Genomic DNA, 13,584 nt, shown 5'->3' with positions numbered 1-13,584 from the left:
ATTATTTTCTTTCTATCTGGGCATTTAGAGAATCCAAGGCAGCAGATAATTTGGTAGCTGCCGTCTGAAGGTCGCTTAAAGTAACCTGCGGATAGATACTGCCTACTTCAGTCGGCCAACTGGCTAATAGTTGGTCAATATCGGATTTGCGGGCTGCCAGTTCCAGGTCCTCGGGAGCGTCAGACAGGTTACTGTTCTTGTTCACTGTCAACCTCGCCAGGCAGCAACAGCTCTAGCTGCAGATCTTCCCCGTCCGCTTCCTCATTACCGCTTGCTACCTCAGCCACCTCAGCTACTTTCGCGGCTTCCTTCGCAGCCGGTTCCGGTTCGCTCGCGGTTGCGTCCGCTTCCTTTGCCTTCTCCGCAGGTTCTTCCGCTGCCTCTTCCGGCGAATCGGCTACAACTTCTGAGGACGCAGAATCCAAATTCTCTGTGTCCACCTCGGCGGAAGTTGCAGATTCTTCCGCTACCGAGGATTGGTTCTCTTCCGCAGATCCGTCGCCTGCGGGCACACTAGACTCCGAGGTTTCGACCTCGCGTACTACCTCAATATCCGGTAGATGAACAAATACTCCCTGATCACGCGCATCCCAAACGGCGGCAACTAATGCCCGATAATCTTCCAGGCTGAGCACTGCCCCGTTATCTACCGGTTCATCTTCGCGCATCACCCGTCCATCTTCGGCCACCATAAAAGCGGCAGATTCCCCGCTAGTCCAAGCTCCAGTAGGTTGATGCACCGGGCCGGGATGCACACGGGTTAGATCTGTAAGATCTAACCCCAGATAGGAAGGGCGCCGATCAGGATAAGCCAATGCCACGGCTTTGGCATCGGAGACCCCGGTGAGCACATGGAAACTGAGCATATCGGCAGCAACCGCTCCCGCAATATCGGTATCGAGACGATCTCCTACCACTAGGGGTTTACTGGCGCCTGCATGAGCTGCTGCTTTCCGATAAATCCCCGCAAAAGGTTTTCCTCCGGCGAACGGTTTTTGTCCCGTGGCATGTTCTACCGCTGCCACCAAGGAACCATTTCCCAAGGCAAAGCCCTTTTCAGTGGGCAAAGTAGCATCCAGGTTAGTGGCCATAAACAGGGCGCCAGCGTTGATCGCATAGGCTGCCTCGGAAAGCTCAGCCCAGCCTACCTCTGCTCCATAACCCTGGATTACCGCCGCCGGTTGTTCGCTGGCTTTGCTAACTACCTCAAACCCGGCTTGAGCGACAGTATCACGCAGCGCCTGCGTCCCCACCACCAGCACTTTGGAGGCGGGTTCGATTTTTTGGGTGAGGATTTCTACCGCATCCATCGCTGCCGTCATTACTTCTTCCGCAGCCGCAGCTATCTGATGCCCCTTAAGCTTTTCCGCCACCTGCTGCGGGTTACGGGAGGCATTATTGGTTACGAACTGGAACTTAATACCTGCTTCCCGGGCTGCCGCTAAACCGGCAGCCGCATTAGGAATATCACGGGTACCGGCGTAGCAAACCCCATCTAAATCGATGAGAAGCACATCGGCAGTCTCCACTAAAGGTTTACGACTTCCGTGCAGGTCAGAGGGCACATAGGGGTTGTCGGCTTCGAGTACTTCTTCCAGATCAACAATGGCTACCGTGTCGGGAACCTCTGGGGTTTGCTCGGCAACTTTGTCGGCTTCTTCCTCTCTTCCGAGTTCGCGCAAGAGGTCGGCCTTATAGGAAAGAATCCTTGCCAAAAGTACGGGTTCTTCCAGTTGTTGCTGTTCTAAGAACTGATTTAACACTAGGAGGGCTGCATCGGACTCCCCTAAATCGTGGCGCGCTCCCGCTTGCACGATAACTAGTTCCACCAGGTCGGAAAGACTATAGGACGAAGTATCAGTTTCGGAAATAATTTCTAGAGCTTTTTCGGGTTTGCCGAGTCCGCGTTCGCAGTCCGCTTCAATCGCCCGCAAACTGTCAGTCCCATCCAAGCGGCGCGCAGCCCGTACTTCCCGTAGCGCTTCACTGTACTTGCCACTGGCGTAAGCTGCCAGCGCGCAGGCTTCCCGTACCGTTCCGATGCGACCTGCCCGGCTAACTGCCGCCTTAGCATGCAGATAGGCTTCTTCCGCATCTACATCTAGCAGGGATCCCGCCATCACCAGATGACGCGCTACTTTTTCGGCATTGTCCGGATCTAGCGAAGATAAGGCTGCCCGAGATTCTCTATCCAGGTCAGAAGCTTTTACTGCCGCCGGAATCTGGGGTTCATTATCGTGGCGCCATTCTTTGGCGCGGTAACGGGAATCCCGAACCCCGAAAGAATGCTTTCCGGAGCGAGGCACTTGCGCTTCCCGCTCCCGGCGTTCATCCCGCCGATTATCTTGACGGTTATCACGACGGTTATCACGATCAAAGCGCTTGCCACCCCGGTTGAACCCACGGCGTGAGCCTGCCTCATTTCGCTCTCCCCCGCGATAGGAAGCGCGCCCTGAACGCTCTCCGCCTCCGCGAGATACCCCGCGGTCATCACGATAGTTGCGGCGCCCTCCTCGATTATCTTCCCGGTCACTCCGGTAGGAGCCGCCTTCCCCTCGATAGGAGCCGCGACGATCATTACGATCATTGCGGGAATTACCCCCGCGCCGATCCTGCCACTTGCCACCCCGACGATTGTCTTTGCGGTAGCCGCCCTCGCGGTATCCTCCCTCGGAGCTTCCGCGCCGCCGGTATCCGTCACGATTGCCTTGCCGCTCGCCTGAAGAATCTGAGTAGTTGCGTTGATTACCGGAACCTTGCCCGCCGCCCGCTTGTGAACGTCGCTTACGCCATTGAGGTTCGCGTCCGCCACCATGCTGATTAAAATTGCTCAACTCTAGATCCTTATCTTTTATTGCTTAGTCGACTTCCTTCTATTCTAAGCGTAAAGAGCGCCCCGAAGCTGCTTCTAAAAGGTTGTCTATCCTCACTATTTCGCGTTCTCGCCCTAGGTACCAAGAATCGGCTCGCCTATGGAGCTGGCTAAACTTTTCCAACGCAGTTCTGGCTGGTAAAGAACGCCCTAAAGCCTACTTCACCAGCCAGAACACTTGTTTTGCACTTCCCCTTAGCGCTCTCCTCCAAAGAAGAGCGACCAGGGCATTTCTAGGGGCGCATCCTCAGCTACTACCGAGTACAGGTAGCGACACAGAGGGAAGTCTTCCTCTTTGATCACTCCCCGCTCCGTCAGCGGTTTGAGCGCCGCCCCGATTACCTGAATCGCGGCGACTCCCTCTAGGGTTACCCCTTTCATGAGGGAATCGCGCACTTCCGAGAACGGTACTCCCGAGCCCACATAACGGCCTGCTTTAACGTTGCGACCGCCCATAGAGGTTACGAACATATCGCCTACCCCGCCCAGGCCATCAGCGGTTACCGCCTCTCCCCCGAGTAGCTGCACGAATTGGCGTAGCTCTTTTTGTCCCTGCGCAAATACGGCCGCTCCATAGTTGAAGCGCACATATTTGGCATCGGTTTTTCCTTCCTTGTCCAGCAAGCCGTCGCCGAATCCGGCAGCAAACGCGTAAATGTTCTTGGTAGCTGCCCCGGTTTCATGCCCGATAAAATCGGTGGACGTCCACACATGGTAATAGTCAGTGCGGAACAGTTTAGAAAGCTTGTTGAGTACCTCTTGATCTTCTCCGCAAAAGACCACGCAGGTGTCGTGATGAACCGCGAGTTCACCAGCAATAGAAGGCCCTACGATTGCTGACCAGGAAACTTGCGAGGCGAGCTCTGGTCCTACTGCTTTCTGGAGTACCTCCGGCAAAATATGCATGGTGCCGTCCTCGTCGGCGCGCATCCCTTTGGTAATACACAATACGTGTTGTCCGGGTTTGAGCAATCCGGCTAGCTGCTCGCCAGCCCATTCGATCCCGAAGCTATTAACCCCACACATAACCACGTCTGCGTCCGCGAAGGCTTCTTCCGCGTCCTCCAACTGGTATGCTTTAACCCCTTCGTTAACCTTTAGCCCCAAGTCGGGATGGATGCCCTTGGTTGTTATCGAGTCGATAATATCCCGATCCAAATGGGTACCCACCAGGCGCACCTCATTACCGTTTTCGCTGGCAGGAAAGGAAAGAGCGGTTGCCATGATTCCCGATCCCAGCATTACAATCTTTGCCATTTTGTTTCTCCTAAGGGTGTTGTCAATAAGGTGTTCCTACATCAGTTTTCAATGGGTATTTCAGCCGATTCCAATAGCGAGTGCGCCAGACCGGAATCCACTATTAGGGTGTCTACATATCCGCCTCTTAAGGTAGCCATGGTGGTGGCGGTTTTCCCACTACCGGAGGCGACTGCCACTTTCATGCGGGCTTCTTTCAGGGATTTCAGGCTAATACCAATTGTGCATTTATCTAGCTCTAGATCCGCCGGCAGACCTTCTGCATTTACAAAGCGGCACAGCAGGTCCCCTACTACTCCGCGGGAAATAAGTTTTTGTAGTCCCTGTTCAGAAACATAACCAGAACGCACCAGAACTGAATCTGCTTCTAATTTTCCCGGTGAAAAACAGATCACGTCAGCGTTTGCTGCCGCCTCCAGGGTCGCCTTGATAGAAAAGTCACTGCGCAGAGCAGAGGCAATTCGGCTATCTCCTACCAGTGCTGGAGCAGGTAGAATCCGCCCAAAACCTCCGGCTTTTTCTGCGATGGTACGGATCGATTCGGATACAAAATTGTCTTGCGTGTAGCTCGGCCCACCATTGGTTTGGATCACGGTAGTGCCCCGAGACCATTGATCCGGAAGCTCCCTGGCCACCCGGGCAATCGTCTTCCCCCAAGAAACAGCCAAGGTTCGCGGCTGCGGACGTAGCGACTGCAAATGCCGGGCTGCAGCTCGAGCCACTGCGCGAAATGTAGCGTTTTCTCCAGTTTCTTGCGCAACCACTATCACTTTATCCAGATCAAAGTACTCTTTTAGTGCCTGCTCAAGCTGATAATGTTCGGCCTGCGGGGGCTCAATAGTTATCCGCACAATTCCGCGGTCACGGGCTTCTTGAATTAAACGGGAGGCTGTCCAGCGACTAAAGCCAAGCTTTTTTCCAATCTCGGCGTGGGTGAGAGAATTCTCGTAGTACATGCGAGCTGCCTCCACCAGCAGATCTACTCGATATTCTTCGCCGCTCATGGTCTCCTTTTGGTTTTCTTCTCTTTTCTCAGCCTAAGCTGTTCCCTTTGGTCAGAATTATCAAAACCAATCTTTTGCAACAAAAGTGCACGACGGATACTACCTTGCCCTATCTTGGTGAAAAGACATGCTCAACAGTGCCAAGACCTAGTCAAGCAGCTCTGCTAGTTCCTTTAGCATCGTCGAGGGCGTCATATGCGAACTTTCCAGCAAGTTATCGCGCGAATCCGTGGGTAAGAACGCCCGAGGAATACCAAAAGATTTAATCGGGGTGAAACAATTATTTCCCGCACAAGTGGTACGCAGCAAAGCTCCTACCCCATTGGTTACTTCCCCGTCCTCGACAGTCACCACTAAATCGGCGGCCTCCACCTGGGCTAACAGCTCCGGAGAAGCTGGGATTACCCAACCGGGATCTACACACTTGACCGTATGCCCGCGCGCGGCAAGTTCTTTTGACAGGGAGATCGCCGCACCCGCCATGGATCCTACTGCCACCACCAAAATTTTCTTACCGGTACCCGAAACCCGGAATAATATATCGAGGCCGTTTTCGGTTGCTTCTGCCTTAATATCAGGGGGCACACTACCTTTGGGATAACGCACGATTGTAGGTCCGTCCTCAATCGAAACTGCCTGCCCCAATAGTTTGCGCAAGGTGCTGGCATCCCGAGGCGCGGCTACTCTAATTCCGGGAATCATGGCGGCGATCGCCAGATCCCACATCCCGTTATGACTAGCCCCATCAGCTCCAGTGATACCCGCACGATCCAAAACCACGGTAATACCTTGTTTATGCAGGGAAGCATCCATTAACAGCTGATCGAAAGCCCGGTTTAAGAAGGTAGCGTAAAGGGCAATAACCGGGTGACACCCGGCAAAGGAAAGCCCGGCGGCCATCGTCATCGCGTGCTGCTCCGCGATCCCCACATCAAATACCCGCTGGGGGAACTGAGATCGCAGCGGTTTTAAACCTACCGGCTCCATCATAGCTGCCGATATCCCTACAATCTTGGGGTTACGTTTAGCAAGCTGCACAATTTCTTCCGCAAATACCGACGTCCACCCGAAGCGTTCCTTCTTTACCGGCAAGCCAGTTTCGGGATGAATGGGGCCTACAGTATGGAAATGATCCGCATCATTTTCTTCTGCCGGAGAATATCCCCTACCTTTCTCCGTGATAACGTGCATAATGATCGGTCCGGAAAACTCTTTCGCCCGGGCAAGTTGGAATTCGGTGGCCACAATGTCGTGACCGTCAACGGGGCCGGTGTATTTAATTCCCAGGTCGGAAAACATTACTTCTTCGGGAGAAACCATATCGGCCATTCCGCGTTTAATCCCATGCAGGGCATCATAGGTGAGCTCCCCGGGTTTGCCGCGAGCCTTCAGATGCTGTTTTCCCCAACGTAACGCCTTCTCATAGGCGGGAGAAGTACGCAGCGCATCCAGATGGTGCGCCAGACCCCCGATAGTAGGCTCATAGGAACGACCGTTGTCGTTAACTACGATAATCAAGCGCAGATCGGGACGTTCAGAGATATTGTTTAAAGCTTCCCAGGTCATTCCCCCGGTCATGGCACCATCCCCAATGACTGCCACCGTATAGGAACGGTCTCCTTTAAGAGCTTTAGCTTCCGCTACCCCCTGCGCCCAAGACAACGCGGTAGAGGCGTGGGAGTTTTCCACCACATCATGCACCGATTCCGCCCGCGAAGGATATCCCGACAGCCCTTGCGCGGTGCGCAGGTGGGCAAAATTTTTGCGTCCGGTAAGGATCTTATGAACATAGGCTTGATGCCCGGTATCGAAAATAATGGTGTCGGTGGGGGAAGAAAACATGCGGTGGAGTGCAATCGTTAGCTCTACTACCCCCAGGTTAGGCCCCATATGCCCCCCGGTTTTTGCCACGTTCTCTACCAGGAATGACCGAATCTCCCCGGCCAGGTCTGCCAGCTCTAGGCTAGAAAGCTTCTGCAAATCTGCCGGGTTATTTATCCGATCGAGTATTTTTGCCACCCAGCCAGTTTAGCCACATTTTGTATTAATGAGGGCGGGGATGGATTTATCTACTACTTACTTGCGCGAGCCCGCCCGGCGCGCCAAACTGAAACCATGGGTAAAAAACCTTCCGGACGTGCCAATTCTTTCTTGAACTCTCGCGCGGGACTCACTGCTTTGGCGATCACCATCGGAGCAATAGTAGGCCTAGTAGCGGTAGGTTTTTACTACTTGATAACCGGTTGGAGTTACCTGACAACCGGTTATACTGATTACCCCGCTCACGCAGGGGCTGCTCACGGATTCCTCGGTTTATCACCGGTGTTTATCATTGCAGTTCCCGTGCTGTCCGCCCTGCTATATGGACCGGTAGTGGAATATTTCACCCCCGGCAGCCGCGGGCATGCCGTCCCGGACGTGATGTTCGCTGTCCGTCGAAAAGGCGGGAGGATTCCCGGACGCACCGCCCTAGTCAAGTTATTTGCGGCTTCTTTGACTTTGGGAGGAGGAGGAAATGCCGGGCGGGAAGGGCCGATTGTAATGATTGGCGCGGCTATTTCTTCTTGGGTAGGTGCCCGCCTGGGCCTTAGCAAACAACGCCTGATGTTTCTGTGTGCTTGCGGAGCTGCCGCGGGGATTTCCGCTACTTTTAATGCCCCCCTGGCGGGTGCCTGTTTCGCGGTAGAACTGGTGCTGGGAGCCTTAAGCGCGGAAGACTTTGTTTTCATTGTGTTTGCCTCCGTTTCGGCTTCCCTCATCTCGCAACAGTTTCTTCCTGACCAGGCCAGTGTGCCCCTAAGCCAATCCTTAGACGTGTTCTCCCATAGCGATTATCTGCTTGTGGCGTTGGCGGCTTTGGCAGCGACGTTGGCGGGGATCGGGTTTTCTAAACTTCTCTACCTGGTTTGGGATGGGATTGACCTGGTTTATCACTGGAAGGCTTGGTTTCGCCCGGTCGCTGGTTCATTGGTTCTGGGAGTATTCCTCTACTTTTTTCCCTTGCTCTATGGCACTGGGGAAAGCGTACAGTTGCGGGTACTCTCGGGTGATTTTCCGGTTTGGATGATTCTAGCGTTACTTTTTGGGCGCGCTTTGAGTGCCGCTTTCACTATTTCTATGGGGGGAGCGGGCGGGGTGTTTGGCCCTACTCTTTTTGTAGGGGCATGTGCGGGTATGGCGGTGGGACAGCTAGTCCAGCCTTGGTCGGCTTCTTCTACTGCCATTTATGGAGTAATCGGTATGGGCGCGGCTTTCGCGGCTGCCTCCCGCGCACCCTTAACCGCAGTCTTCATCATTATCGAGATGACCAGGCAGTATTCCCTGATTCTCCCGATGATGCTGGCGGTAGGGATTGCCACCGGGATTTCGCTATTTATGACCCGCTCGACTATTTATACCCAAAAACTGCACCGTCGCGGTGACCGACTGTCAGACCCGGTTTCGGCTACTTTACTGGGAACCAGTACGGCGGCGGATTTAATGCATCAGCAACCGCAAGTTTTAAACACTGACATTACTTTGAGGCAGGCCGAAAAAACCCTAGAAACCTCCGGAGAAGTCTCGCTGGCAGTGGTAGATGCGCAAGGAGTATTTCAAGGCTCGATAAGTGCCCTACTGCTGCGCGAAGAAATCGAAAAACGTGGCGAGGAGGTGCCCCTGTCTGAAATCCGCCTGGTATCAGCGTTTTGTTCTCCCAGTGAACTCCCTAGTCAAATCCTCAAGGAGCTGGCGCAGTCCTCACTTTCGAACCTGCCGGTAGTGGGACGCTCCCAAGAAGTCTTGGGTTATATCCGAGGGCGCGATCTAATCGTCAAGCTTTACCGGCAGCAAACCCGCGCGCTCAACCAACGCGACCTAGGCGATTCTCTGGGCAAGCGCATCCGCAAACGCTGGCCCCATCGTCACCACCGCTAACGCCACTCTGGGCACGGTAAAAGATGCGAGAGGGGGCTTGATTCGAGCGAAGCAAGAATCACCGGGGTCCCCCGAGCGCTTTTACCGTGCCCAGAGCACAAGCGTTATGGCATTCCTAGGCAACTAGGTTACGCAGTACGTACTGCAGGATGCCACCGTGGCGGTAGTACTGGGCTTCACCGGGAGTATCGATTCGCACGGTTGCGTCAAACTCCACGACAGAGCCATCAGTCTTAGTCGCGGTCACCTTCATCACCTGCGGAGTTACCTCTTCGTTCAGCTGGGTAATCCCGCTAATGTCGAAGGTTTCAGTCCCGTCCAGACCCAGGGAATCGGCGCTTTCGCCCTCGGGGAACTGCAAGGGCAGGATTCCCATACCGATCAGGTTGGAGCGGTGAATCCGTTCGAAAGAGCTGGCGATCACGGCTTTAACCCCCAGCAGCAAGGTGCCTTTAGCGGCCCAGTCACGCGAGGATCCGGTTCCATATTCCTTGCCGCCGAGCACCACCAGGGGTACGCCGGCCTGAGCATAGGACTCCGAAGCATCATAGACCGGCACTACCGGAGCATCGGCTTTGGTGAAGTCCTTGGTGAAACCGCCCTCGACACCATCGAGGAGCTGGTTACGAATACGGATATTCGCGAAGGTGCCGCGCATCATCACTTCGTGGTTACCGCGCCGCGAACCATAGGAGTTGAAGTTGCGCCGTTCCACTCCGTGGGAGCTTAGGTATTGACCAGCCGGAGTCTTGGAGGCAAACGCACCTGCGGGAGAAATGTGGTCGGTAGTTACCGAATCTCCTAGTTTCAGCAGCACCTTAGCTCCGGAAATATCTTGCACCGGATCCGGGGTTTCCGGCATTCCTTCAAAGAAAGGTGCCCGGCGTACATAAGTGGAGTCATCATCCCAGGCAAAAGTGGATGAATCGGGTACCTCCAGCGATTGCCAGCGGTGATCGCCTTCGAATACGCTGCGGTAATCCTGCAGATACATATCGCGATCGATAGCTTGTCCGATTGCTTTTTCTACTTCTTCGGCAGCTGGCCAAATATCACGCAGGTAGACGGGATTCCCGCGGTTATCCGTTCCCAACGCCTCGGTTTCGAAATCAAAATCCATGGTTCCGGCCAGGGCGTAGGAAATCACCAGGGGCGGGGATGCTAAGTAGTTCATCTTTACATCGGGGTTAATCCGTCCCTCAAAGTTACGGTTACCAGACAGCACGGACACCACGGTCAGGTCTGCATCCGCTACCGTGTTGTGAACTTCCTCGGGCAGCGGCCCGGAGTTACCGATACAGGTAGTACAGCCGTAGCCGACAATATCGAATCCCAGCTGCGACAGATACGGCATTAGACCAGCCTTTTCGTAGTAATCGCGCACTACTTGAGAGCCGGGAGCCAGCGAAGTTTTCACCCAGGGCTTAGGCGTTAGTCCCCTTTCAGCGGCGTTCTTGGCGAGCAAACCAGCCGCCATCATTACCGAGGGATTCGAGGTGTTAGTGCAGGAAGTAATGGAGGCAATCACCACGTTGCCGTGATCCATGGCTACTTCTTCCCCACCGGCCAGTTTCACCTGGGTGGGGCGGGTAGGACGCATAAGTGTCGGATCAATGGTCTTATCGCCGGCAACATAGTCGGGCAAAATCTTCTTGAAGGAATCTTTCGCCATTGCCAGTTCGATGCGGTCTTGGGGACGCTTCGGACCGGCAATCGAGGGGACTACCGTGGACAGATCCAGTTCCAGATATTCGCTATAACGTGCCTCGCGAGCGGGATCATGCCATAATCCTTGCCGCTTGGCGTATTCGCGCACTAGGGCGCAGGATTCTTCGCTGCGACCGGTCAGGTGCAGGTAGTCGATAGTGACTTCATCAATGGGGAAGATAGCGGCAGTAGAGCCAAACTCGGGAGACATATTGCCGATAGTGGCGCGGTTAGCTAGAGGAACTGCCCCCACGCCCTCGCCATAGAATTCGACGAATTTGCCGACTACTCCATGGTCACGCAACATTTGGGTAATGGTGAGCACCACATCGGTGGCGGTGGCTCCCGGCGCGATTTCACCGGTCAGTTTAAAGCCCACTACCCGCGGAATCAGCATTGATACTGGCTGGCCGAGCATCGCTGCCTCGGCCTCGATCCCGCCGACGCCCCAGCCGAGGACGCCCAGACCATTAACCATGGTGGTGTGGGAGTCGGTTCCTACCAAAGTATCGGGGTAAGCCAGCGCGCCGTCCTCGTCCTTATCGGCGAATACTACCCGCGCCAGGTATTCGATATTTACCTGGTGCACAATCCCGGTTCCCGGGGGTACTACCCGGAAGTTTTCAAAGGCGCCTTGACCCCAGCGCAGGAACTGGTAGCGTTCCTGGTTGCGCTGGTACTCGATATCCATGTTTTTTTCCACGGCATCTTGGGAGCCGAATACGTCAATCTGCACCGAGTGGTCAATAACCATTTCCGCCGGGACCTGCGGGTTAATCAGATCCGGGTCTTTACCCAGGTTAACTACCGCATCTCGCATAGTTGCCAGGTCCACGATGCAGGGAACGCCGGTGAAATCTTGCATTAAGACTCGCGCCGGGCTGTACTGGATTTCCTGGCTAGGCTGAGCATCCGGATCCCAGTTCGCAATCTGCGTGATCTGCTCTTTGGTGATACTTTCCCCGTCCTCGTTACGCAGCAGGTTCTCTGCCAGGATCTTGAGGGAGTAGGGTAATTTCTCGGTGCCGGGCACCGCTTTTAGGTCATAGATTTTATAGCTCTTATCGCCGACTTTTAACTGGGTCGCGGCGCCAAAGCTGTTCAAACTCATTGCAACCTCCCGCAGGGAATCAAAATAATTTCTCTTGATATCAAGATACTTTGCGGAGCGAGCGAATGCCAGTGCTAAGAATTTTTTTCCACTTACAACAGACAAAAAGCGGCCTACCGGAGACTGAAAAATCCTTTCCACCTGAGAGGACGAGTACGCGGGCTGAAGAAAGAGCGTCACTCTGTCTTCAGCCCGCGGGCACAATTGCATCCCTAAACGTCAAGGATTTATAAAAGAATTTCCTTACCTAATTTTCTTTTACGTTACTTTCCAGAAAGTATTCCTAGAAGTTTTTAGGGCGCAATCTCAGCGGCGCTCCCCCACCCGTTTTCTCCCTTGGGGCGAGCCTCAGGGTGCATTATCAAATACTTCAAGGTAGCAACCACCTGCCGGGCGCTGTACCCATGGAACATATTGTCTTTACCACCTTTGGCGAACTGAATAATCGTATCCAAAGTCATGTAGTGGTAATGATCGTAATGAGGAATCACAAACCGCTGGTTTTCGTGGTCATACCGGGTGGTATGGGTGACATTTCCATAAGTAATGTATTTTAAGGGCACAATCAGTTTCGCTTCTACCTCGTCATAAGTGAAACGTTCATCTTCCTCAATCGGCGAAGTATCTTTCGGTTTTTCTTCCTGATATTCCGTGATTTTAATATCGGGATATAGCGCGGAGGGATCCGTATAGCTAATCCCCTCGTGCCCATCGGCAAAGTGCAGATGCCAATGGTCACCGTGGCGTTCAATTCTTACTACCCGTTCCGGATCATTGGGGTCTTGTTTTCCAGTTCCCGGCTTAGGCTTTGGCTTTGGCTCTGCTTCCGGCTTTGGGGTTTGCCCTTTATCGGGCTTGCTTGCACTCCCGCTACCGGAATGTGAGCCGGTGTATTGCCCAATCTTGATTCGCGGGAACACCTTGGCAGGATTATCGTAAGTAATATATTCCTGCCCGTCCTTGGTGTAGGCATGATAATGATCTCCGTGTTGTAAAATCTTGGCGATTGGTAGTTTCGCCAGCTGCTGCAAGGAAACGACCGACACAAAAGGCAGTTTTCCTCCCGGAGCCGGTTTCGTATGGCTTCCGCCCGTTCCTTTGTTTCCTTTGGAGCTAAGTGCTGGGTTAAATGGGGAGGACGGGCCAGCCGGACGCGGTGACCATACGCTAGGTACGGTTACTTTTCCATTCCCGTGACTACCGTTATAAGTTCCGACCGCAACCCCAGGATATAGAGAGCGCGGATCACTATAGGTAATAAACTCTCGACCATCAGCAGTGTAGACATGGTAGTGATCACCGTGCTTCAATATCTTTACTACCCCGTTTGACGCGAGCGAGGACAGTTGAGAAGTAGAAACTACTTTCGCAGCTCCTTTTAGCTGACCAGCATTCTTTGCTTTTGAAGGGTCAGTGTAGGTAATGATTTCCCGACCGTCCTTAGTGTATACATGCCAGTGATCCCCATGTTTCCTGACTCTTACAATCTCATTGTTAGCAACTTCCGCGTCTACTAACACTTCAGTGGTTTCATCTTGCTTATATTTGGGCTCTTTTGGTTGCACTCTCGCGCCTCCCGCAGTGGAGATACCACTCCCTCGGGATTGAAATTCATTGCTGCCCCCAAAAGCCAACCCCAACGCGAATGCGCTTGAGGTAAGCACCAGGGTTAATGCCACTGCAACCCCAATTATCACTTTATTAATTTTCATTTTTCT

The 13,584-nt window shown here is 53.8% G+C and carries 8 protein-coding genes; 1 reads left to right on the top strand and 7 read right to left on the bottom strand.

The features are described 5' to 3' along the window. Position 1: 1 nt before the first annotated feature. The 5 genes from ACZ5BI_RS03075 to dxs form a co-directional block, all read right to left on the bottom strand. A complete protein-coding gene (locus tag ACZ5BI_RS03075) occupies positions 2-205 on the bottom strand; it encodes a hypothetical protein (protein ID WP_238127682.1) in 204 nt (67 codons plus the stop codon). Beyond that, positions 189-2,834 carry an HAD-IIA family hydrolase gene (locus ACZ5BI_RS03070; RefSeq protein ID WP_464896626.1) on the bottom strand — a complete coding sequence of 882 codons (2,646 nt, stop codon included), beginning with the start codon at positions 2,832-2,834 and terminating at the stop codon, positions 189-191. Before ACZ5BI_RS03070 ends, ACZ5BI_RS03075 begins: the two co-directional genes overlap by 17 nt. A gap of 233 nt (positions 2,835-3,067) precedes the next feature. After that, positions 3,068-4,129, bottom strand: a complete 1,062-nt coding sequence (locus ACZ5BI_RS03065; protein ID WP_464896625.1) for an NAD(P)H-dependent glycerol-3-phosphate dehydrogenase — start codon at positions 4,127-4,129, stop codon at positions 3,068-3,070. A gap of 41 nt (positions 4,130-4,170) precedes the next feature. Continuing rightward, positions 4,171-5,133, bottom strand: a complete 963-nt coding sequence (locus tag ACZ5BI_RS03060; RefSeq protein WP_464896624.1) for a sugar-binding transcriptional regulator — start codon at positions 5,131-5,133, stop codon at positions 4,171-4,173. Between the two features lie 147 nt (positions 5,134-5,280). Beyond that, a complete protein-coding gene (dxs, locus tag ACZ5BI_RS03055; protein WP_464896623.1) occupies positions 5,281-7,152 on the bottom strand; it encodes a 1-deoxy-D-xylulose-5-phosphate synthase in 1,872 nt (623 codons plus the stop codon). A 96-nt stretch (positions 7,153-7,248) separates the two neighbouring features. On the opposite strand from dxs, the gene ACZ5BI_RS03050 reads away from it, so the two are divergent. After that, the gene (locus ACZ5BI_RS03050; protein WP_464896622.1) at positions 7,249-9,048 is read left to right on the top strand and encodes a chloride channel protein; all 1,800 of its coding nucleotides are present in this window, start codon (positions 7,249-7,251) and stop codon (positions 9,046-9,048) included. Positions 9,049-9,163: 115 nt separating this feature from the next. Here ACZ5BI_RS03050 and acnA read toward each other — a convergent pair whose 3' ends face one another. Further along, on the bottom strand, positions 9,164-11,866 hold the full coding sequence (gene acnA, locus ACZ5BI_RS03045; RefSeq protein ID WP_464896621.1) for an aconitate hydratase AcnA: 2,703 nt from the start codon (positions 11,864-11,866) through the stop codon (positions 9,164-9,166). Positions 11,867-12,159: 293 nt separating this feature from the next. After that, complete coding sequence (locus tag ACZ5BI_RS03040) at positions 12,160-13,578, bottom strand: hypothetical protein (RefSeq protein ID WP_464896620.1); 1,419 nt, start codon at positions 13,576-13,578, stop codon at positions 12,160-12,162. Between the last annotated feature and the right edge of the window lie 6 nt (positions 13,579-13,584).

The sequence above is a fragment of the Varibaculum sp. GTC20041 genome, assembly GCF_055387755.1.
This window is presented reverse-complemented; position numbering and strand designations above follow the sequence as displayed.